Below are 20,068 nucleotides of genomic sequence, written 5' to 3' on the forward strand. Positions count from 1 at the left end.
TCCATTACTTCGCCTTTACCAAACGTAGGTGGTTCGCGTACCTAGGGGTTGGGGTGCAACGATGGCGCCATCTGATGAGGGAACTGTCGAGAACGGAGAGGTTTGCTATGAGTGCGATCACCGTCGGCGGCCAGGACACCCTGCTGACACCGGGACAAGTTGCTGCCATGTTCCACGTCGATCCCAAGACCGTCACCCGCTGGGCCCATGCCGGGCGCCTCGGGTCGCTGCGCACCCCCGGCGGACATCGCCGGTTTCGTGAGTCCGAAGTGCTGCAGCTACTGCGTTCGCTGACCACCGAGGCTTCGATCCGCTAGTCGCTCGGGGCGCGGGCCTGTCAATGCCCGCGCCTGGTCTCACCCAACAATTTCGTGTCTGCGGTGTGCATCGGGCACGCACGCGGCTAACCTTCTAACCAGGAGGTGAGCCACGTGACGTACCTGTTGGCACTCATCGCAGTCGTAGCAATCGCGGTGCTGTGCTGGAAAGCTTTCGGTCCGGAACGGATGGGCGAGCCGGCTCCGCGGGCCCCGCAACCGAAGCGGGTTCTGGGGCCGGATGACGATCCCGATTTCCTGTGGCGGCTATCGAAGCAGCGGCGGGATGGGGATGGGTCTTCTTCTGACCGCTGAGATCGTCCGGCGTCACGCGAGAGCTTGTGTGATGTTCGGGCGGTCGGCTGGGTTGTCGAAGTAGTACCGGACCAGGTGGTACGCCAGTAACGGGTGTACGGCCAGATGATTGTCGCGCAGCGTCACCGCCGCAGGACCGTTCGCCATCCGGTGCAGGCGAAGGGATTTCGCGCCGAGGCGGTTCAAGACCGCCGCCAGGTCGTGCACCTCGATGGCGAACGAGTTCCACCATTGGCGAGAGTTGGCTCCCGCGTACAGAAACGGGCGGACGCGCGCGACGTCGTCCCATCGCATCGCGACGTGACCGCCGTCGTAGCCGCCCTGGATAACCCGCGTCGGGGTCAGGCGTAAGCCGGGCAGATGTTTACTGCTCGCGTGCCGCCAGAAATGCATCCCGAGGAGCAACATCAGCGCCGCGAAGACGCCGACGCACAGCATCCCGCCGATCGCCTTCCACTCTCGGTCGATCACGATGCCCGGCACGCTCGCCAAGACAGCGGCGCTGAACAGACCGCCGACAAGAGTGAAGAGAATCCCCTGCAACTTGGTGGGCCGAACCCCTGGCACGAGCAAGCCCTGCTCCCCGATGCCGTCGAAGTCCACCCAGACCACCTCAATGCCGTCGCTGCCCCGGGCTCGGTACTTCTGCTCGCGCTTGTCGTTCCGCTTCCACTCCGCTGGCCACGGCAAGGATTCCACCCGCTGATCCACCCCACTCACGCCAGCGATCGTTTCACATCTCGCCCGTCCCAGCGACTTTCGCAGAGCTAGGAGGCAGCGATGAATTCCGCGGCGGCACCACGTCTACACAGGTACCAACACAATCGCTTTCGGTGCGCGGTGCGCCGCTCCGAACATTCCGCCAGGAGTACCTGCCATGACCACCTTCTTCTCCTATGCCGGCGCTGCCTCACGGAAGCGCGCTGTCAGCACCCGAGCCCTGCTGACCTGCGGCGCCGTCGCAGGACCGCTGTTCGTCGGCAGCGTCCTGATCCAGGAAGCCACCCGCGAAGGCTTCGACCCGGTCAAGCACCCTCTGAGCATGCTCAGCCTCAGCGAACTCGGCTGGATGCAGATCACCAACTTCATCCTCAGCGGACTACTGGTACTGGTCGGCAGCATCGGCCTGAAACGAATCCTGACCAGCGGAATCGGCAGCACCTGGGGCCCGCGCCTGTTCGCCGCCTACGGCCTCGGCCTGATCGCCGGCGGCGTCTTCGTCGTCGACCCAGGCTTCGGCTACCCCATCGGCACCCCTGACGAGGCACCAGCCTCGATGACCTGGCACGGAGCGCTGCACGCCCTCGCGCCCGCGGTGGCCGCCCTGGCCCTGATCGCCGCCACCATCGTCTTCGCCCGCCGCTTCCGCCAGGAAGGACGCACCGGGTGGTTCGCCGCCAGCATCGCCGTCCCCACCGTGTACCTGATCCTGTCCGCAATCACCTTCGCGGCCAGCGACTTCCGCTGGATGCTGACCGGCGGCTCCCTGATCTGGCTGTGGGCGTCGGCAGTGATGGCACTGCCACTGTTCGCGCGCCAGCAGCGCTGAGCCTCGATACGACTGATCCGCACTCCCCGAAAGGAAACGCCATGAACTGGACCCTCGAGGTAGTCATCGTCCCCGTATCCGATATCGATCGAGCCAAGGAGTTCTACAGCGAGCGAATGGGATTCGTAGTCGACCACGACACGAAGGTCGGCGACGGCATGCGCATCGTGCAACTGACCCCACCCGGCTCCGGCTGCTCCATAGTCATCGGCGAAGGCGCAGTCCCGCACATGGAACCCGGCTCCGTAAAGGGCCTCCAACTGGTCGTCCCCGACATCAAACAAGCCCACAAAGAACTGGTCGCCCGCGGCGTCACCGTCACCGACGTCCAGGTCCTGGGCGAAAACCCCTCCCCCACACCAGATCCCCTCGACAACGTCGGCTTCATCTTCTTCGAGGACCCGGACGGCAACAGCTGGGGCGTCCAGCAGATCTCCGCGCGAGGCTGAGCCGATACCGGCCTACAAACGAATCCGCTTGATTCGCAAGCTGACTCGCCCTGATCGATACTGACACCATGGGCGGACTACCGGTATATATGGTTATCGTTCTCGTTCTTCTCGTGGTCATCGCGGCGATAGTGGTGATCGTTGCGGCCAAAAAGTCGAGCTCCCAAGCGAGAACACAGCACCAGGGTCAAGGGCCGATCGGCCCCGGCTGGTATCCGGACCACGCGAACCCTGCGCTGGTGCGCTGGTTCGACGGTTATCAGTGGACTCACCAAACCCAGCCGCGACACTGATGTTGCGTTGAGCCGTGGGGGGAGGATTCGGCAAGGTGGTCTTGCTGCGGGTGACCGGAGTGACACCTGCGGACACGCCGGATTGCCGTCAGGCAGGGTCAGGGAAGATCGCGGCTGCCAATGTCCGCGCATAGGTCGCTTCCGGCGACACGGTGATCACGTCACACACCTGGACTAGCTCGGCAGAGATCTCGGCGCCATCGAAATGTGCCACGTTCGGAACAAACACAGCGTCAGCGGCGGACTGCCGGAGGACGCCGATCAATCGACTCAACGAGAGATCGGTCTCGGAACCAAACACCACGATTTTGGCAAGGTCGTAGCCGAGCCGCTTTGCAAGACTACGGATCTGGATCTCATCCCAGGTCTGGGAAATTCCAGAAACATCCCGACGGAGGAACCCGATCGCGGCCGGCCTCCCCCTCACTGCTCCACCGCTTCCATTTCAATTCTCTTGGCACGCAGGTGTTCTCGGTACTCCTCCAAGCTCATCATGAACTCCTCGTACTCCGATTCACCCATCAAATGCCGACCCTTATCGGTGATCCGCCACTGTGGATGAGGGGACCTGCACACCCTGGTAAGCCCCTGGCGAGCAGCCCAATTCAGGGTTGAACGAATAGTTCCGACCCCCACACCTGTCTCCATGCGAAGGTCCTTCACGGTCCGCACCTCGGTCGGCTTCAACTTCGCCAGCACGGCGAGCACCGTCGCCTCATTCCAAGTCAGTGACACATCGATCTCCCGCGTCGCAGTTGGCTGGCACTTGGTACCAAGTCGACTGACGTTTGGTACCGAGCGCCTGAAACTGACGGTATGTGCACGATCCGGACGCCTGAACTGCGCCGAGGACGTTTCGATGGACACTTACAAACGCCCGAAGCGTCCCCCGCTTGTCCACTATGGTTCCGGTATGAGCCAGCGCCTCGAATCGGCAATGCTGCGAGCACAACTGGACTCCGCGATGCTTGCCACAGCTGTCGGCGTAGACGTGAAGACGGTCAACCGTTGGCTGGCCGGGCGAGTGCCGCACCGACGGACCCGACTCGACGTAGCACGCGTCCTGAACGAGTCCGAAGAGTCGTTGTGGCCGCAGGTTCGTCCGGACCTGGGGGCCGGTTCTCCAGCCACCGCAGAGGTTGTGAACGCATACGCTCACCGGGCTGATATCCCTAACGACCTGTGGGTATCGCTCATGCTTGGGGCAAGCGATCAGATAGACATCGTCGGATACGCGTACCCGTTCGTATTCGAGCTGCTGCCCGATGCGGCAAAAATCATCGCTCAGAAGTGCCAGAGCGGTGCCCGAGTGCGGCTAGCCTTCGCGGAACCAGACTGCGCCCATGTCGCCGAGCGAGACACATTGGAACAGATGAACGGCACGCTTCGTGGCCGGATCCGTAACGCGCTGAGCATGTTAGGCCAACTAGACAGTACCCCCGGGTGCCGAATCGGACTGCACACGGTGCATCTCTACAACTCGGTGTTCCGATTCGACGACCAGATGATCGTTACTCCGTACCTGATTCGCGCTCGCGGTTACCAACACACAGCGCTGCACCTGAGACGTCTTTCGCCACATGGCATCTTTTCCTCATTCGCCGATCAGGTAGAACAGATTTGGGGCAGCGTCACCCCATACGAGCTAGGGGCAATCCATGGGAAAACGGCGTGATTACTACCGAGACCCGAACGCACCCAAGGCGAACAGCCTGGTGCCGGGAGGCTCAGCCTTGGTCACCGACGATCAGGGCGCCATCCTCATGCAGCGCCGCAGCGACTCGGGCAACTGGTCGTTCCCGGGTGGGGTGATGGACATCGGAGAAACCCTCGAACAATGCGTAATTCGGGAGACCAAAGAAGAGACCGGCCTCGACATCGAGATAATGGGCCTTCTCGGCATCTACACCGACCCAGGACACATCATCGAATATGCAGACGGAGAAATCCGCCAAGAGTTCAACATCACCTTCTACGGACGCGTGTGCGGCGGGCGGATCCAGGTCAGCTCGGAATCCACAGAGGTCCGCTTTATCCAGCTCGAAGAACTAGAAAAGCTACCGGTGCATGACACCGTGCGTCTACGGCTAGGCCACCATTCCGAAGGACGCGCCAAGCCCTATCTCGGCTGACGACCTTTGCGGTCAGCCCGAAATCCGCGCGGTCCGGCAACTACCCTCCCCCTGTTTCCTCATACCGCCCGTCTTGCGCTGAGGGGAAGGTATGTCGAGAGCGGGGTTGGCCATCGCGCAGCGCCCTTGACTCACCTACTCCGAAGTCAGATGCTCAGGCCATTGAGGAAGCAGGGGATTCAACTGTTCTCCCACCCGAAGTGGCGGGTCGGCATCCTTGTCGTCACCACGACTCTGGTGAATCGTTCATCAGTACCTGGGCTGCGCCGGAATTCGGTTCTCCCGCATGGGATCGGCGGTACCCGCCTCCAGGGCGGCGGTGGTGAGTGCTCTCGGGATCAGCACGATGGCCTTCACTCCGCCGTAGTCGGACTCCGTGAGCCGAACCGTAATGCCATGGCGGGCAGCCAGTTTCGCGACCACGAACAGTCCGAGCCGGCTATCTCCGGACAGGGTCGCGACGCTGAAATCCGGTGGCTGTGACAGCAGCGCGTTGCGGGCGGTCATATCCGCGACCGTCATGCCGAGGCCCTGATCGGAGATCTCGAGGGCGATTCCCTTGCCGACCGTACCGCCGGTGACCTCGACGGCGGAGTCCGGCGGGGAGAACGTGGTGGCATTGTCGGCCAGTTCCGCCAAGAGGTGGATGATATCGGTGACTGCGGATCCGACGATCTGCGTCTCCGGCAGCTTTCGGACATGAATTCTGGTGTAGTCCAGCGATTCCGCGGCCGCACCGCGAACCACGTCGACCAGCGGCACCGGATTGCGCCACTGTCGTCCCGGCTGTTCACCGCCGAGCACGATGAGGTTCTCGGAATTGCGGCGGGCCCGGGTCGCCAAGTGGTCGAGCTGGAACAGCAACGTCAGCCGGTCCGATTCCGTTTCCTCCCGCTCGGCTTTGTCGAGCAAGGCCAACTGACGGTGCACCACCCCCTGGGAGCGGTGTGCGATTTTGACGAACACCGCGTTCACACCCGCCCGGGTTTTGGCCTCGGCCACCGCCGCCGCCACCGCCGCCCGGTGCGCGCGGTTGAAAGCGTCGGCGACGTGGCCGATCTCGTCGGCTCCGAAATCCAATCGGTCCGCGTCCTCATCGAATTCTTCGCCGGCGGAGAGCCGGCGGATGGTTTCCGGCAACCGCTCATCAGCCAATTCCAGTGTGTCGCGGCGTAGCCGGCGCAGGCGCGCGATGAACTTGTTGGCCAGCACCAGCGCACCGAGGAACGCCAGCAGCGCGAGCGAGAGCACGCCCGCCCCGGCGAACAGCGAGTTCCGGTTGAGTCGATTGCCTTGTTCGGTCGCTTCGAAATGCGCGTCGACGCTCTGGGTCTCCCACAGGCCCAGCAGATCGCGCCGGACTTTGCCCGCGACCTGCTGCCATTCGGTCAGCGTCAGTGGCAGCGGATCGGCGGATACGCCGGAGGATCGACCGGTGCCGGGTGCGGTGACCGGGCCACGCTCGAGGACCGCGTCCTCCATGGCACGCAGCCGCTGCCATTCCGAGCTGGCGGTGATCGCCTTCCATTGGTCGAGGTGCGCCCCCTGTAGCACCGACCCGACGTAGGTGATCTCGCCACGTCCGTCGCCGATATACCCGGCCAACTCCACCAGCAGTTGCGGTGACAGCTCCCCGGTGAGCATCACCAATGAACCCAATCCGCTGGTCCGCGAGATGGATTCGGCGGCCCGCAGCGCGTGCACCGACTTGTACAGTTCGACCGCGATATGGGAATCGGGCGCCACACTCGCCGAGATCAGCCAGCCGTTGATGATGGCCGCTACCGCCATGCTGTACGCGGTGAACGCTTCCGCGGCCGGAATTGTGCGCGCATCGACAGCGGCCCGCAAGGCAGGCACCTTCTGGCCGACACCGACTCGGAAGAACCCGTCCTTCAGGTCGGGCCGCAGTTCCGACAGCGCATTGGCTTGGGCCACCACCGCCGCGTACCCCGCATCGGATTGCTTGCGCGCCGCCGGCAATGCGAGCCCCGCCGGGTCGTCCCCGGCCAGGAACAGCAGCGAAAGCCTGCGCTCCTCCTGGAACGCTTCGATCATCATGATCGACGGACCGGAGGTGCCACGCGCCAGTTCAGCGAACCGATTGGCCTCCCGTCCGCTCTGCACCAGATAGGCAGATCCGCCCACCCCGATCGCAAGTAGCGCGACACTCGGAATAAGCACAATGACCAGCACCCTGGTCCGAACACTGACAACCCGCCGCCACCGTGCGGAGGTCACCTTGAGGAATCTGCTGCTGATCACCGAAATATCGCCTACCTACACGTCTGGCTACCTGCCAGCGGTGCACGCAAAGTTAGTCACTGAAACGTCACCCCCGCAGCACTTTTGGCTGATTGGGTTTACGAGTGCGGCCAGGCCGGACGCGCCGACAACCTCAACTCTGGTCTGCGCGCCGAAGGCACACGGGGCCAGCGTGTTTCGGGTGCGGAATAGCCGCTGGTGGCGAGGATTTCGACGGAAGAAGACGTCAGTTGAGTCCGGCGTAGCTGTGCAGGCCGCTGATCACCATATTGATGATGAACAAATTGAACAGCATGGCGACGAATCCGGCGACGTTGATCCAGGCGGCTTTGGTGTCGCGCCAGCCGGAGGTGGCGCGGGCGTGGAGGTAGGCGGCGTAGAGGACCCAGGCGATGAAGGAGCAGGTTTCCTTTGGGTCCCAGCCCCAGAAGCGGCCCCAGGCGGCTTCGGCCCAGATGGCGCCGAGGATGACGCCGGCGCCGAAGAGGGGGAAGCCGATGATGGTGGTTTTGTAGGCCAGGCGGTCCAGGGTGCGGGCGTCGGGGAGGCGGCGGGCGATGAGGCCGAGGAGGTTGGGGGTTTCCTCGCCTTCGGGCTGGCGCAGGCGGAAGAGGAACAGGAGGCTGGCTACGCCGGAGAGCAGGAAGATGCCGCTGCCGATGCTGACCACGGTGACGTGGATCGGGAGCCAGAAGGATTGCAGGGCCGGGACGACGGGGGCGGCTTCGGCGTAGAGGACCTGGCCGGCGACGAACATCAGGACCAGGACGGGGACCAGCAGGAAGACCCACATCGAGCGGAACTTGCGCTCGTGCAGGAAGGCGACGCCGACGACCATGGCGGCGGCCGTAGCCATCACCACGAACTCGTACATGTTGCCCAGCGGGAAGCGGTGAACCGCGAAGCCGCGCAAGAAGATCGCGGCTGCGTGCAACACGATGCCGACCATCAGCACCGAGAACGCCATGTTGCCGAAGCGCTCCGGCCAGGAAAGCTTCGGGGCTTCCTCGATGCGACCGGGGGTGTTCGGGGCGAGCGGGCCGCCGCCCGCGGCGACCAGTTCGCGTTCGGACAGCTGCTTCTGCGCCGCCGAGTACTGCACGATCAGTAGCGCGAGCACGAGCACATAGACAACCCACGCCGATTTGAAGGCGAGGTTGCTGTACCCGGCGAGCGTCTCGTCGATCGGCATGGTCACTCTCCCGAGGTGGTCTTGGTGGGGTCCAGCAGGCGCGCACGCAGCCGGTCGAATTCGCCGCCCCAGCCCGCTTGATCGGTTCTGGCGAGGCCGCCCAGCTCTACTACGGCGCGTCGTTGGTCCACGGTACCGGCATCGCCGGGCGACGGATAGACCCGCACCCAGATGCGCCTGCGCTTCACCAGCAGCGACACCAGCAGTCCGGCCATCATGGCCAGCGCGCTGACCAGCACCCACTGCTGGGCCGGATCGTGAGAGACCTGCAGGTTCACGAATTCCTTGGCCCCGTCGAAGGTCACCTTGGTGCCGTTGGGCAGGGTCGCGGTCTCACCGGGGCGCAGGTTGGTGCGCGCCTCTTTGTTGAGCCGGCCCTGCGCGATCATCTCCCGATCCAGCGCGAACAGCGACTGCGGCTTCCCGGTGTCCAGGCCGGTGTCGCCGCGGTAGATGTCGATCGCGACCGCCGGGTCGTCCATCCTCGGGAACGCGGAGGTGAGCAGGCTGCCGTGGAACATCGCGGTCGGCGCGAACAGGCCGTCGATGGCGATCTGGTTCTTGCGCCGCTCCTCGTCGGTGGCAAACATGCCGCCGGGCGGGTCGATGCGCAGGACGCCGCTGGACAGGAAGGTCTGCGCGTCGTCGGGGCGCCACTGGATGGTTTCGGTGCGGGTCTGCCCGTTCGGGAAGGTGACGGTGAACGTCGGCGCGAAACCGTGGCCCTGCAGGTAGAGCCGGTCACCGGCGACGCGCAGCGGGTGGTTCACCTGGATGGTGGTGTCGCGCCAGGTGTTGGCGTTCAGGTCCGCGCCGGACTGGTACTGGATGTTCGAGGTGAACATCTCGGCCTGGCCGTTCTTCAGGTACTCGGCCTTGAAATCCTTGACCCGCACGCAGATCGGGGTCATGCCGGTGCCGTCGTTGACGTTGCCGGCTTTGAACGAGTCGAACACCGCGGGCGAAGTGGTGCAGAAGCCTGGGCCGTTGTCGGCGATGACGATGACGCTGCCCTCGTAACCGAACAGCTTGCCGACGGCGATCGCCACGAGCAGGCCGACCAGCGCCAGGTGGAAGACGAGATTGCCGAGCTCGCGGGTGTAGCCCTTCTCCGCGGACAGCGTGATCTCACCGTCGCGTTGTCCCGGCCGGACCTCGGTGCGCCAGCTACGCAACTGCGCGCGCGCCTGCTCGATGACCTGCTCCGGGGTGCGCGTCACCGTCTCCGAATGGTGGTGCGGCAGCCGGGACAGGTTGCGCGGCGCCTGCACCGGCGCGGTGCGCAGGGCTTTGAAGTGGTCGTAGCAGCGCGGCAGGATGCAACCCACCAGCGAGACGAACAGCAGCACGTAGACGGCGGTGAACCAGAAGCTGGAGAACACGTCGAACAGCTCGAGCCGATCCATCCACGGACCCAGCTTCGGGCGGTTCGCGATGTACTCGGTGACCTTCTGCTCGTTCAGGTTTCGCTGCGGCAGCAGGGCGCCCGGAATCGCGGCCAAGGCCAGCAGGAACAGCAGCACCAAGGCGGTGCGCATGCTGGTCAGCCCGCGCCAAGCGTTGCGCACGAGCGCCCAGCCCCGGCCCGGCAGGGATTGACGCGGCGGCTTCGGCGCGGCGGCCGTGAGAGTTTCGGTCACGGTCATATCGGCAGCGTCACCTCGGAGACGAACGCATCACGCACCCAGGCGACGAACTGATCCCACGCCCCCGTGACCAGTGCGATGCCCACGGCGACGAGCAACAGGCCCCCGACGACCTGAATGGTGCGCGAATTCCGGCGCAACCAGCCCACCCCGCGCAACGCGCTCGCCGACCCGAAAGCCAGGATGACGAACGGCAATCCGAGCCCGAGACAGTAGGCGACGATCAGCGCCACTCCCCTGGCGGCGGTCGTGCCGTCGGTGCCCGCGGACACCGCCATCACGCCGGAGAGCGTCGGACCCAGACAGGGCGTCCAGCCCAGCGCGAACACCGCACCGAGCAGCGGAGCACCCGCGATGCTGGTCAGCCTGCGCGGCTCCATCCGGGTATCGCGCTGCAAAGCCGGGATCAATCCGATGAACGCCAGACCCATCACGATCGTGACCACGCCACCGATGCGCTGCAGCAGTTCACGATTCACGTTGAGGGTCTGAATGAGGCCGAAGACGGTGGCGGTGGCCAGCACGAACACCACGGTGAACCCGGCCACGAAAAGCCCTGCGGCACCGGCGACTCGCATCCTGCCCGCGCGCATCGCCTGCTTGGACGTATCGACCGCGACCGATCCCGGCTGCGCCCCATCGCCTTTCGCCTGCGCCACAGTGACCGGCGGCACTTCCGCCCCGACCAGACCGGCCAGATACGACAGGTACCCCGGCACCAACGGCACCACACAGGGCGACGCGAACGACACCAGACCGGCCAGCACACAGGCACCGAGCGCCAGCAGCAGCGGCCCGCTTGCCGCCGTCTCCTGGAACGAATCACCTACGTTCGCAAGCACCGTCATCTGATCGCTCCAGCGGCGCGCAGCGCGATCGGAGTGGAGCTGTGAATCACGCGTTTGCCTCCGCCGCGAGCTTGTCGACGACCGGCTGGAGGTCGGAGGCGATGAGGGCGCGCAGGAAGACGGCCGCGACGCGGTGCTGCTTGTCCAGGATCAGAGTCGTGGGGATGACGCTGGTCGGGAAGTTGCCGCCGAGAGCGAGCAGGGTGCGCATGGACGGGTCGTAGATCGACGGGTAGCCGACCTTGTTGGACGTGACGAAGTCCTGCGCCTTGTCCTGCTGCGGGTCACGGACATTGATGCCGAGGAAAGCGACACCCTTGTCTTTGCTTGCCTCGTAGACCTTTTCGAGCGCGGGCACTTCGGCGCGGCACGGCCCACACCACTGGCCCCAGAGGTTGATGACGACGACCTTGCCCGCGAAATCGCTGGCGGACAGGGTCTTTCCGGTCATCAGGTCCGGGCCGGAGAGGTTGCCGATGGTCCCGCGGGTGCTCGGCGGGTCGTAGTAGATGTCGGTTTTCCCGCCGGGCGAGACGAATTCGAAGGTGCCGCCAGAAGCCACCGCGTCGGTACCGGTCGAGCAACCGGCGAGCACGGCGATCGCGGCCACACCCGCCAGCAACACCGATCCGGCCCGCCGGAACGAGGCCCGGCGGGTGCGCGGAGATGGCATGGCGCCGGGATTCATTCCCGCGCCTCACCGGGGGTGAGCAGTGCTGTCATGCGCCGTGCACCGTGGGATCGGAACCACCGGCGGGCTCGGAGTAGACGATGTCGACGAGGGTGTCACCCTGGTAGACCAGCGAGGTCAGCGACGCGAGCGAGCACTGACGGTGGCGCGGGTCGTGCCAGAGCCGCTGGCCCTGCAGGAAACGGCGCAGCGTCCACACCGGCAGCTGATGCGAGACCAGCACGGCCTCGTGCCCGGCCGCCTCGACGCGGGCCTTGTTGACCGCGGCCAGCATGCGATGGGCGATCTGCAGGTACGGCTCGCCCCAGGACGGGGTGAACGGGTCGCGCAGCTTCCACCAGTGGCGGGGCTTGCGCAGGGCGCCGTCTCCGACCGAAACCCGCAGGCCCTCAAAGGTATTGCCCGCTTCGATGAGGTTCTCGTCGGTGCGCACGATCAGGTTGTGCTTGCCCGCGATAGGCGCGGCGGTTTCCTGCGCGCGCTGCAGCGGGGAGGCGATGACCAAGGCGATGTCGTGGTCGGACAGCGAGCGCGCGACCGCGCCGGCCTGCGCCCGACCGGCCACCGACAGGGCGAATCCGGGGAGCCGGCCGTAGAGGATGCCACGCGGATTGTGCACCTCGCCGTGCCGCACCACGTGCACGATGGTCTCGACGCTGTCGTCGACCGGGGTGAGGTCGTCTTCGTCGGGCGCGACCGCGCGGGGGCGGGCAACCGCGCCCGCGACGCGGGGCGCCGCCGCGGCCGGAGCCTCGTGTTCCGGTTCGCCCGCCTGCGCCACCGCGTCCGCGACATCGGCGCCCTCGATCAACGCCACCTGCGCGGCGGCGTCGGCCGAGACCTGCTCCGCCGCAACGGCATCGCTCAGCGGGTCGGCGGAATCGTCGGCCGCGCCTGCCTTGTCGAGCAGTGCGGCCACCTCCTCCGCGCTCGCGGCGGCCTCGGCTGCACTGAACGGCGAATCCTGGCTGGGCGCATCGAGATCCCCGGCGGCCGCGAATTCGGCGGCGGCCCGGGCGTCACCTTCGGCGGCCAAATCCGCGGCAACGGCATGCACGACGGCGGCGGCGACGGCTTCCGCCTCCACGTCGGCGGCGGCGAGGCCGGCGTCCAGGGCGGCCGCGGCGGCCTGCACGGCGGCCGGGTCACCGCTGAACTCGGCGCCGGTCGCGGCGGTCTCGGGGGCGAAGCTGGTTAGCTCGCGCTTGTCGGCACCGGGCTGTTCGAGATCGGAACTCACGCGCGGGATCCTTCGGGGGTGGCTGCCGCGGCCGCGGAGGCGGCGGCGGGCAGGGCGGCGGCGATACGGTCGAATGCGTCGTCGTCGAGTGCCGCGGAGACGAACCAGGCCTCGAACGCGCTCGGCGGCGCGTACACGCCCCCGTCGAGCAGGGCGTGGAAGAAGGCGGGGAAGCGCCAGGTCTGACAGGCTTTGGCGGCGGCGTAGTCGGTGACCGGGCGGTCGGCGAAGAACACGCTCACCATATTGCCCGCGAACTGCACCTGATGCTCGACGCCTGCCGTGGTCAGGGCCTCTCCAAGCAGACCGCCGAGCCGTTTGGCGTTCCGGTCGAGCGCGGCGTACACCGCGTCGTCGGCCGCGCGCAGCGACGCCATACCGGCGGCGACGGCGACGGGGTTACCGGACAGGGTGCCCGCCTGGTAGACCGGGCCGAGCGGGGCCAGCCGGTTCATGATCTCGGCGCGGCCGCCGAACGCGGCGGCAGGCAGGCCGCCGCTCATCACCTTGCCGAAGGTGTAGAGGTCACCGGCGACACCGTCGATGCCGAACCAGCCCGCCCGGCTGACCCGGAATCCGGTCATCACCTCGTCCATGATCAGCAGCGCGCCGTGCTCGGTGGTGAGCCGGCGCAGGCCCTCGTTGAACCCGGGGACCGGCGCGACCGCGCCCATGTTGCCCGCGGCGGCCTCGGTGATCACACAGGCGATCTCGCCCGGATGCGCGGCGAACGCGGCGGCGACGGCGTCGAGGTCGTTGTAGGGCAGCACCAGGGTGTCGGCGGCCTGCGCGCCGGTGACACCCGGCGAGGTGGGCAGGCCCAGCGTCGCGACACCGGAACCGGCGTCGGCGAGCAGGGCGTCGACGTGGCCGTGGTAGCAGCCGGAGAACTTGATGATCTTGGAACGACCGGTGTAGCCGCGGGCCAGGCGGACCGCGCTCATGGTCGCTTCGGTGCCGGAGTTCACCAGGCGGACCCGCTCGACCGGGTCGACGCGTTCGGCGATGAGCTCGGCCAGTTCGATCTCGCCCTCGGTCGGCGCGCCGAAGGACAGACCACCGACGGCCGCCCGCTGCACCGCTTCCACGACAGCCGGGTGCGCGTGACCGAGGATCATCGGACCCCAGGAGCAGACCAGGTCGACGTAGTCGTTGCCGTCGACGTCGGTGAGGGTGTAGCCCTTGGCCGAGGCGATGAATCTGGGCGTACCGCCCACCGAGTTGAAGGCCCGCACGGGCGAGTTGACGCCGCCCGGAATCACCGAACCAGCTCGTTCGAAAAGCTGAGCGGAAACCGGAACGGATGTCGGAGACACGCGCGGAGAAGAACTCACGGCCCCCAGTCTCTCAGCTGTCCCGGAACCGGTCGACGACAGGGTGTAGTCGAGGTGATGCACCCCACCCGGCGTGCGGCAACACGCCGATCTTGGTTTCGGCGGATATCGGTCACCGCAGGGTTGCTGGTGCGTAACCTCGAGCCATCGATTCTCATCCGCTATCGGTCGGAGGGTTCCATGCGGGTCGCCATCACCAGGACAGTCGCACTCGTCGCACTCTGTGCCGCGGCTGTCGGCATGGGTAGCGGGACGGCCGCTGCATTGGATCCGGTGGTCCAGCTCGATCAGGGCCGGGCGGGAGTGCGGCTGAGCCACAGCGAGACCGTGGCGGTGGCCTCGGGTCCCGCGCCCGCACTGATCACCATGTTCGTCCCGTTGACCAAGATCGGGGCGGGACTGCACCCGGAAACCGAGATCTATCGTGACCAGTACGGCGGGGTGTACGCCTCACTGCGGCAGGTCATCGCCGAGCCGGCGGCACACCCCGACGGCACCATCACCTTGTTGTTCAACGCGCCGGGAACCCGCGGCGGCCGGGTGATGGACGTCTACCAGCACTGGACCAACTGACTACGTGTACATGCAGGGCACCGAGGCGCTGATGGTGTGGAGCATGCACATGGCGTTGTTGTAGATCCCTGCCGATCCGGTTTCCGGTGCGAACACCTGCTCCGCCTCCGGGGCCTGCTCCAGCGGTAGCCCCTGCGCCGAAGCGGGTGCGGCCGCCAAGCCGAGCGCAGCGGTAGCCACCAGGGCCACACCGAATTTCACAAACAGAGTTTTCACGAACAACACCTCTCATCGAAAAGGCCTGGGCGACAGGCGATCACCCACGAACCTCGTGCCAAAACTACTAGGTGATGCCGCTACAGAACAGCGCGGAACAGCGAAATCGGATCAGTTCGGCGACGACAGGCTTCGAACCCGCGAAACAGCGTCGACAGCGAAAAGCCCCGCGAATACGAGCAACAGCGTGGCCAGCAGCAACCACGGTGCGACGTAGCGGGTGGCGTCGAAGCCGGGCATCTCACCGGCGGCCGCGAACGAGGTGGTGACCAGCCCCCGATTCCAGCTCGCCACCGCGCCGAGCCCGCACAGCACCGCCAGCACCAGTTCGCCGAACGCGATCCCTCGCCTCAACGGTCCGCTCCGTTCTCCTCGGTCTGCAGCGCCGTGGTGAGCGCGGCCCGCAACCCGCGGTGGTCTTTGGCCCAAGCCTGCACCACGCTACCGTCGCGCAGGCGTAAACCGACGCCGGTGCGCCGCCGTGGCACCCCACTCAATTCACCGAGGGCGCGGGCCGATTCCCACTCTTCCTCGTATTTCGCCTCGGCCCGCGCGGGCAGGATTTCGGCGATCCCGGACACCGGCAGGAGCTCGGTGCCCGCACGCAGCGCGCTGTCGGTGAGTTGCACGCTCACATGCCGCTGGCCCGCGATCACTTGCAGCGCAACGAAGCTCGCGATGAGGGCGCCGCAGAAGAGCAAGGCGAACCAGTGCACGGGACTGCCGGTGGCCAGTTCGAGGAGCACGATGCTCAGGCACAGGGCGGGGCCGTAGGCGACGGCGCGCCAACGGGCGCCCGGTTCAGCGAACAACACGGTGTCAACGGGCTCAACAGTCATGCCGAGGGCCCTTTACGCGCAGACTCAGCCGACAATCCCCGGCAGCAGCAACAGTGCGACGGTGACCAATCCGAACAGGATCAGCAGGCTCAGCACGAGCAAGTCTCGTCGAATGCTCTGCGGCTGTTGGATCACCACTCGCATCGATGCCTCCGATCCCCCGGCGCCGAACGTCTTACCGACGGCAACCGGTTCCCAAGTCCACTGTGACAACCCTCACCATACATGCCCGTACCGGGCGGTAGCTAAACCACCCGGCCGGTAATCGGTTGGCGGCGTAGCCCGCTCAGCGCCGGCGTGCCAGGAAATAGGCGGTCGAATCCTTACGGTGCATCAGGTAGACCGCCCCGCCCGCCAGCACGCCTTGCACGATCGTCGCGCCGCCCGCCACCAGCATCGCCACACCGGTGATCGAGCTGATCTGGAACAAGTTGAATACCGCGGTGATCACCAGCCAGATACCCACCACCGTCAGCACCGCGCGCGCCCAGAACTTGCCGCGCGCCATCAGATGAGCGAACAACAGCGTCACCCCGGCCAGCACCAATCCGAAGACAGCGCCCCCGAACAGGAGGATCACCAGCGTCGTCTGCTCGGCCTGCTCCATGGTGTACGCGGGGTCGGACTCACGCATCTGATCGAGCATCTGCTTGGCGATATCGTGGCGCTGGCTCTGCAACGCGACCAACGCCGCGATCAACTGCACCATCCCGGCCCCGGCTACTCCCCACCACAATTGACGTGCGGTGCGGATGTCCTCGGGCATGGGCGGAGGCGCTGCCGGCGCCGGCGGCGGGCCCGGCATCGGAGGTAGGTGTTGCGTCACGACAACCAGTGTGCGGCTTCGGCGGCCCAGTAGGTGAGCACGATGTCCGCGCCCGCGCGCCGGATGCCCGTGAGCGATTCCAGGACGGCGCCGCGGCGGTCGATCCAGCCACGTTCCGCGGCGGCGGTGATCATCGCGTACTCGCCGGAGATCTGGTACGCGGCGACCGGCACGGTGGAGCGGTCGGCGACATCGCGCAGGATGTCCAGATACGACATGGCCGGCTTCACCATGACGATGTCGGCGCCCTCGGCCAGGTCCAGTTCCAGTTCCCGGATGGCTTCCCGGCGGTTCGCCGGATCCTGCTGATAGCTGCGGCGATCGCCCTCCAGCGAGGAACCCACGGCCTCCCGGAACGGGCCGTAGAACGCGGAAGCGTATTTCGCGGCGTAAGCGAGGATGCCGGTGTCGGTGCGCCCCACCGCGTCCAGCCCGCGCCGGATCGCGCCGACCTGGCCGTCCATCATGCCGCTGGTGCCGAGCAGATCAGCGCCCGCGTCGGCCTGCGACAGCGCCATATCGACATAGCGGTGCAGGGTGGCGTCGTTGTCGACCGAACCATCCGGACCCAGCACCCCGCAGTGACCGTGATCGGTGAACTCGTCCAGGCAGGTGTCGGCCATGATCACCGTGGAGCCGCCGACCTCGTCGGCCAGCGCCCGCAAACCACGATTCAGGATGCCGTCCGGATCACTGGCCCGGCTGCCACTCGCGTCCTTGTCCTCCGGCCGCGGCACCCCGAACAACATCAGCCCGCCGACCCCGGCGGTAACCGCCTCGACCGCCGCCTTCCGCAGCGAATCCATGGAATGCTGCATCACCCCCGGCATCGAGCTGATCTCACGCGGCTCCTCCAACCCATCCGCCACAAACATCGGCAACACCAATTGCCTTGGCTCCAGGGTGGTTTCGGCGACGAGCCGGCGCATAGCCGGGGTGCGGCGCAACCGCCGCGGGCGGTCCATTCCGGTCATGACCTCAATATATGCCTGCGCCGCCCGGCCATCGATAGCGGGCGGGGTGGTCGGGGTAAGACACTGGACCGGTGCAGCCACCCCGCCACCGCCTCGACCTCGACGCCCTCTGGACCACGCCGTTGCACTGGGAAATCGACCCGGCCAAACAGGGCTGGTTGCAAGCAGATCTCGACGGCGAAGCGATCTTTCTGCGGTTCAATTTCGCCTACCCCGCCACGGCCCTGTACTCCCTGCTGATCGACACCGACGAAGTCGTAGATCTGGAAGATCTGTCACCACAGTGGACTCGCACGTCTGATTTCGAATGGCCGGACACGGCAAGCCCCGCCGACGATCAATACGACGAGTGGGATCTCCCACCCGGCAACGATCACAGCGCGGGGCCCTACCGCTGACCACACACCACCCGCCAATTCCGCTGTGCCAGTGGGCCACCGGTGTTGTACCGTGACGCGGGATCAAGGGGGGAAGTTGGTAGAACTCGAGATTGCGCCGCGCGCGGACGAGGTGATCCGGCCGTCGCGAGTCCAATGGTGGCTGCCGCTGATCGCTATCGGTCCGGCGCTGCCGACGGTGTATCTGACGCCGATGATCGACAAGACGATCGAGTTGCGTCCGCTGGCGTATGTGCTGCCGGTCGGCCTGATCGTGCTGTACGTGTGGTACCTGCGTGGGAACAAGACGGTTCTCACCGATGCGGAGATCAGCTGCCGTCAATTGGGTAGGCCGTGGCGACCTGGGCATGTGCGTATCCCGTGGACTCGGATTGTTGCGATCGAGGCGCGGAAGGGGTTCGGGCGGTGGCGACCGGTGCTGCATTTGGACGACGGGAGCGTTGTCTGGGTGGGCGCGCCGAATCGGCGGACCGCTGATCGCCGGTTCGCGGAAATGCTCGACCCGCTGCGGGAGCGCCACCTGGCGGCGACCGGGCGTGGCCCGGACGACATCACGGTTCCGCAGTTCGTGGGCCCGCCTCGATTGCGTCAGTTGGCGGTGACGCTCGTCAGCGTCGCCGTGGTGGCGGCATTCGGGTGGGCGGCCTTCTCCTGGCTGCTGGGTGGGAAACCCCCGGCAGTAGACAGTTGCGCTCTGGTCAGCGCGGAGGCGCTGCAGAAGGCCGTCCCCGATGCGAAGGTGACGCCGGAATCCAGTGACTGGCAGTGCTATTGGACCGCGAGCGGCGAGCGGAACGGATGGGGCAGAGAGCTGACGGTGTTCGTGCAACCCAGTCAACCGCATTACGCCAGAGCGGAATTCACCGAGGATCGCCTGCAGGACACCGCTGAGCACAACACCGCCGACATCCCCGACCTGCCCGGCTACTTCTGGAGTTCGGTCGGCAACGGCAAGTTCGACGCCGAGGCCAAGACCCTCGTCGGCGGCTACCGGGTATCGATAGCGCTCTCCGGCGGCACGGATGCCGCTGCGGTGGAACAGCAGGTCATCGAGGTTGCCCGGTCCGTCACGAAGGCATTGCGATGAGCCGCTGGAAATCCCCGCTCAGCGGGTGGGAGACCTGGTGGTTGTTCGCGACACCCGCGATGGTGCTGCTGATCTTGCTGCCCATCTCCACGGTGATGAAACCCGGTCCGCTACTGGGCTTTTCGAAGAAGGCGTTTCCCGTGTACACCGCATTGCCCGATCTGTGCGCGCTGCCCGTGACGCTCCTGCCCGACCCGCTGTTGCGTCCCGACCTGGACGACAGAGACCTCGACCGCAACTCGGCCAGTTGCGATTTCGGGCGCGACGCGACTCAACCCGAAGGCGGCCGGGCCCGCATCCGCGCTTACCGGCCTGCCATGGACCTCTACGACACCGTCGAGAAGCGGCTGGCCTCGGCCCGCCGCTCGTATGAGACCGCGACAGCGCGGACCGGAGCGCCTTTCGTCCCGGTCGGCATGCTGGGCGAGGAGGCAAAACTCGCGGTGGACGACCAGGACGACAGCGCCGAGCTCTGGGTCCGAGACGGACTGCTGTTCATCGAAATCTACGTTTCCGCGCCGACCGGCGATCCCGGTGAAGCCGCTCCCGCCGCTCAGCGCATCGCCGCCGAACTCCTCAACACCCTCCCCCGAGATGGTCGCTGAGGTCTGACGACTACTCGGTAAAGGTGTCCACAACTGTCCACAGGCGGGGTCGGGGGCACCGGGCGCGAAAAGCATTGCTGCCAGGCGTTTTTGTCGGTGGGTAGGAGTAAAATCGACATTGTGTTCGAGGGGATCCACCAGGATCCCCGATCGCGAGGGGAGAACGCAGTTGCCCGCGAAGACAACCTTTATCGATGCTCCGTACGTGCCGCTGGAGAAGCGGCCGTTGCCGGCGGGACGGCCACGTAAGTGGTACATCCGGCACAACCGCAGGCTCAA

General features: G+C 66.2%; 26 protein-coding genes. 11 read left to right on the forward strand and 15 right to left on the reverse strand.

Annotated elements, in window-relative coordinates; translation table 11 throughout:
• The first annotated feature begins 107 nt into the window (after window positions 1–107).
• Window positions 108–317 (forward strand): BldC family transcriptional regulator, encoded by a 210-nt coding sequence (locus IBX22_RS14550; protein ID WP_194816112.1) that lies wholly within the window; start codon window positions 108–110, stop codon window positions 315–317.
• Between the two features lie 114 nt (window positions 318–431).
• Window positions 432–632 (forward strand): hypothetical protein, encoded by a 201-nt coding sequence (locus tag IBX22_RS37460; RefSeq protein ID WP_309234614.1) that lies wholly within the window; start codon window positions 432–434, stop codon window positions 630–632.
• Window positions 633–644: 12 nt separating this feature from the next.
• On the opposite strand, the gene IBX22_RS14555 is transcribed toward IBX22_RS37460, so the two are convergent.
• Window positions 645–1,352, reverse strand: a complete 708-nt coding sequence (locus tag IBX22_RS14555) for a hypothetical protein (protein ID WP_194816113.1) — start codon at window positions 1,350–1,352, stop codon at window positions 645–647.
• 157 nt (window positions 1,353–1,509) lie between these two features.
• Between IBX22_RS14555 and IBX22_RS14560 the strand changes: the two genes are divergently transcribed.
• From IBX22_RS14560 to IBX22_RS38540, 3 genes are all read left to right on the forward strand, one after another.
• Window positions 1,510–2,181: a DUF998 domain-containing protein gene (locus tag IBX22_RS14560; protein WP_194816114.1), complete on the forward strand. Its 672-nt coding sequence runs from the start codon at window positions 1,510–1,512 to the stop codon at window positions 2,179–2,181.
• A gap of 41 nt (window positions 2,182–2,222) precedes the next feature.
• A complete protein-coding gene (locus IBX22_RS14565; RefSeq protein ID WP_194816115.1) occupies window positions 2,223–2,630 on the forward strand; it encodes a VOC family protein in 408 nt (135 codons plus the stop codon).
• Between the two features lie 89 nt (window positions 2,631–2,719).
• Entirely contained in the window at window positions 2,720–2,923 is a 204-nt protein-coding gene (locus IBX22_RS38540) for a DUF2510 domain-containing protein (RefSeq protein ID WP_375540265.1), read from the forward strand.
• An 88-nt stretch (window positions 2,924–3,011) separates the two neighbouring features.
• On the opposite strand, the gene IBX22_RS14575 is transcribed toward IBX22_RS38540, so the two are convergent.
• Window positions 3,012–3,350 carry a hypothetical protein gene (locus tag IBX22_RS14575; protein WP_194816117.1) on the reverse strand — a complete coding sequence of 113 codons (339 nt, stop codon included), beginning with the start codon at window positions 3,348–3,350 and terminating at the stop codon, window positions 3,012–3,014.
• Window positions 3,347–3,631: a hypothetical protein gene (locus tag IBX22_RS14580; protein WP_194816118.1), complete on the reverse strand. Its 285-nt coding sequence runs from the start codon at window positions 3,629–3,631 to the stop codon at window positions 3,347–3,349. The genes IBX22_RS14575 and IBX22_RS14580 overlap by 4 nt, the downstream gene beginning before the upstream one ends.
• Before the next feature lie 205 nt (window positions 3,632–3,836).
• Between IBX22_RS14580 and IBX22_RS14585 the strand changes: the two genes are divergently transcribed.
• Window positions 3,837–4,598 (forward strand): helix-turn-helix transcriptional regulator, encoded by a 762-nt coding sequence (locus IBX22_RS14585; protein ID WP_194816119.1) that lies wholly within the window; start codon window positions 3,837–3,839, stop codon window positions 4,596–4,598.
• The gene (locus IBX22_RS14590; protein WP_194816120.1) at window positions 4,582–5,055 is read left to right on the forward strand and encodes an NUDIX domain-containing protein; all 474 of its coding nucleotides are present in this window, start codon (window positions 4,582–4,584) and stop codon (window positions 5,053–5,055) included. The genes IBX22_RS14585 and IBX22_RS14590 overlap by 17 nt, the downstream gene beginning before the upstream one ends.
• A 249-nt stretch (window positions 5,056–5,304) precedes the next feature.
• Here IBX22_RS14590 and IBX22_RS14595 read toward each other — a convergent pair whose 3' ends face one another.
• From IBX22_RS14595 to hemL, 7 genes are all read right to left on the reverse strand, one after another.
• Window positions 5,305–7,320, reverse strand: coding sequence for a nitrate- and nitrite sensing domain-containing protein (locus tag IBX22_RS14595; RefSeq protein ID WP_309234615.1), 2,016 nt, complete (start codon window positions 7,318–7,320; stop codon window positions 5,305–5,307).
• A 226-nt stretch (window positions 7,321–7,546) separates the two neighbouring features.
• Window positions 7,547–8,512, reverse strand: coding sequence for a c-type cytochrome biogenesis protein CcsB (gene ccsB / locus IBX22_RS14600; RefSeq protein ID WP_194816121.1), 966 nt, complete (start codon window positions 8,510–8,512; stop codon window positions 7,547–7,549).
• Between the two features lie 2 nt (window positions 8,513–8,514).
• Complete coding sequence (locus IBX22_RS14605; RefSeq protein WP_194817685.1) at window positions 8,515–10,152, reverse strand: cytochrome c biogenesis protein ResB; 1,638 nt, start codon at window positions 10,150–10,152, stop codon at window positions 8,515–8,517.
• Between the two features lie 2 nt (window positions 10,153–10,154).
• Entirely contained in the window at window positions 10,155–11,006 is an 852-nt protein-coding gene (locus tag IBX22_RS14610; RefSeq protein ID WP_194816122.1) for a cytochrome c biogenesis CcdA family protein, read from the reverse strand.
• Between the two features lie 46 nt (window positions 11,007–11,052).
• Entirely contained in the window at window positions 11,053–11,679 is a 627-nt protein-coding gene (locus tag IBX22_RS14615; RefSeq protein ID WP_194816123.1) for a TlpA disulfide reductase family protein, read from the reverse strand.
• Window positions 11,680–11,725: 46 nt separating this feature from the next.
• Window positions 11,726–12,343: a histidine phosphatase family protein gene (locus tag IBX22_RS14620; protein ID WP_194817686.1), complete on the reverse strand. Its 618-nt coding sequence runs from the start codon at window positions 12,341–12,343 to the stop codon at window positions 11,726–11,728.
• A gap of 590 nt (window positions 12,344–12,933) precedes the next feature.
• Window positions 12,934–14,253, reverse strand: a complete 1,320-nt coding sequence (gene hemL / locus IBX22_RS14625) for a glutamate-1-semialdehyde 2,1-aminomutase (protein WP_309234616.1) — start codon at window positions 14,251–14,253, stop codon at window positions 12,934–12,936.
• Between the two features lie 198 nt (window positions 14,254–14,451).
• Between hemL and IBX22_RS14630 the strand changes: the two genes are divergently transcribed.
• Complete coding sequence (locus tag IBX22_RS14630) at window positions 14,452–14,844, forward strand: hypothetical protein (RefSeq protein WP_194816125.1); 393 nt, start codon at window positions 14,452–14,454, stop codon at window positions 14,842–14,844.
• Here IBX22_RS14630 and IBX22_RS14635 read toward each other — a convergent pair whose 3' ends face one another.
• The 5 genes from IBX22_RS14635 to hemB form a co-directional block, all read right to left on the reverse strand.
• A complete protein-coding gene (locus tag IBX22_RS14635) occupies window positions 14,845–15,060 on the reverse strand; it encodes a hypothetical protein (protein WP_194816126.1) in 216 nt (71 codons plus the stop codon).
• Between the two features lie 111 nt (window positions 15,061–15,171).
• Window positions 15,172–15,414: a hypothetical protein gene (locus IBX22_RS14640; protein ID WP_194816127.1), complete on the reverse strand. Its 243-nt coding sequence runs from the start codon at window positions 15,412–15,414 to the stop codon at window positions 15,172–15,174.
• A complete protein-coding gene (locus IBX22_RS14645) occupies window positions 15,411–15,899 on the reverse strand; it encodes a hypothetical protein (RefSeq protein ID WP_194816128.1) in 489 nt (162 codons plus the stop codon). The genes IBX22_RS14640 and IBX22_RS14645 overlap by 4 nt, the downstream gene beginning before the upstream one ends.
• A 286-nt stretch (window positions 15,900–16,185) precedes the next feature.
• Window positions 16,186–16,665 carry a hypothetical protein gene (locus IBX22_RS14650; protein WP_228538817.1) on the reverse strand — a complete coding sequence of 160 codons (480 nt, stop codon included), beginning with the start codon at window positions 16,663–16,665 and terminating at the stop codon, window positions 16,186–16,188.
• Window positions 16,666–16,721: 56 nt separating this feature from the next.
• A complete protein-coding gene (gene hemB / locus IBX22_RS14655) occupies window positions 16,722–17,699 on the reverse strand; it encodes a porphobilinogen synthase (protein ID WP_194816129.1) in 978 nt (325 codons plus the stop codon).
• Between the two features lie 71 nt (window positions 17,700–17,770).
• On the opposite strand from hemB, the gene IBX22_RS14660 reads away from it, so the two are divergent.
• From IBX22_RS14660 to IBX22_RS14670, 3 genes are all read left to right on the forward strand, one after another.
• Complete coding sequence (locus tag IBX22_RS14660) at window positions 17,771–18,097, forward strand: hypothetical protein (protein ID WP_194816130.1); 327 nt, start codon at window positions 17,771–17,773, stop codon at window positions 18,095–18,097.
• A gap of 76 nt (window positions 18,098–18,173) precedes the next feature.
• Window positions 18,174–19,184 (forward strand): hypothetical protein, encoded by a 1,011-nt coding sequence (locus IBX22_RS14665; RefSeq protein WP_194816131.1) that lies wholly within the window; start codon window positions 18,174–18,176, stop codon window positions 19,182–19,184.
• Window positions 19,181–19,789 (forward strand): hypothetical protein, encoded by a 609-nt coding sequence (locus IBX22_RS14670; RefSeq protein WP_194816132.1) that lies wholly within the window; start codon window positions 19,181–19,183, stop codon window positions 19,787–19,789. Before IBX22_RS14665 ends, IBX22_RS14670 begins: the two co-directional genes overlap by 4 nt.
• The last annotated feature ends 279 nt before the right edge of the window (window positions 19,790–20,068 follow it).

Origin of the sequence: Nocardia sp. XZ_19_385 (assembly GCF_015355755.1) — a bacterium.
In the GTDB taxonomy this organism is placed as follows: Bacteria; Actinomycetota; Actinomycetes; order Mycobacteriales; family Mycobacteriaceae; genus Nocardia.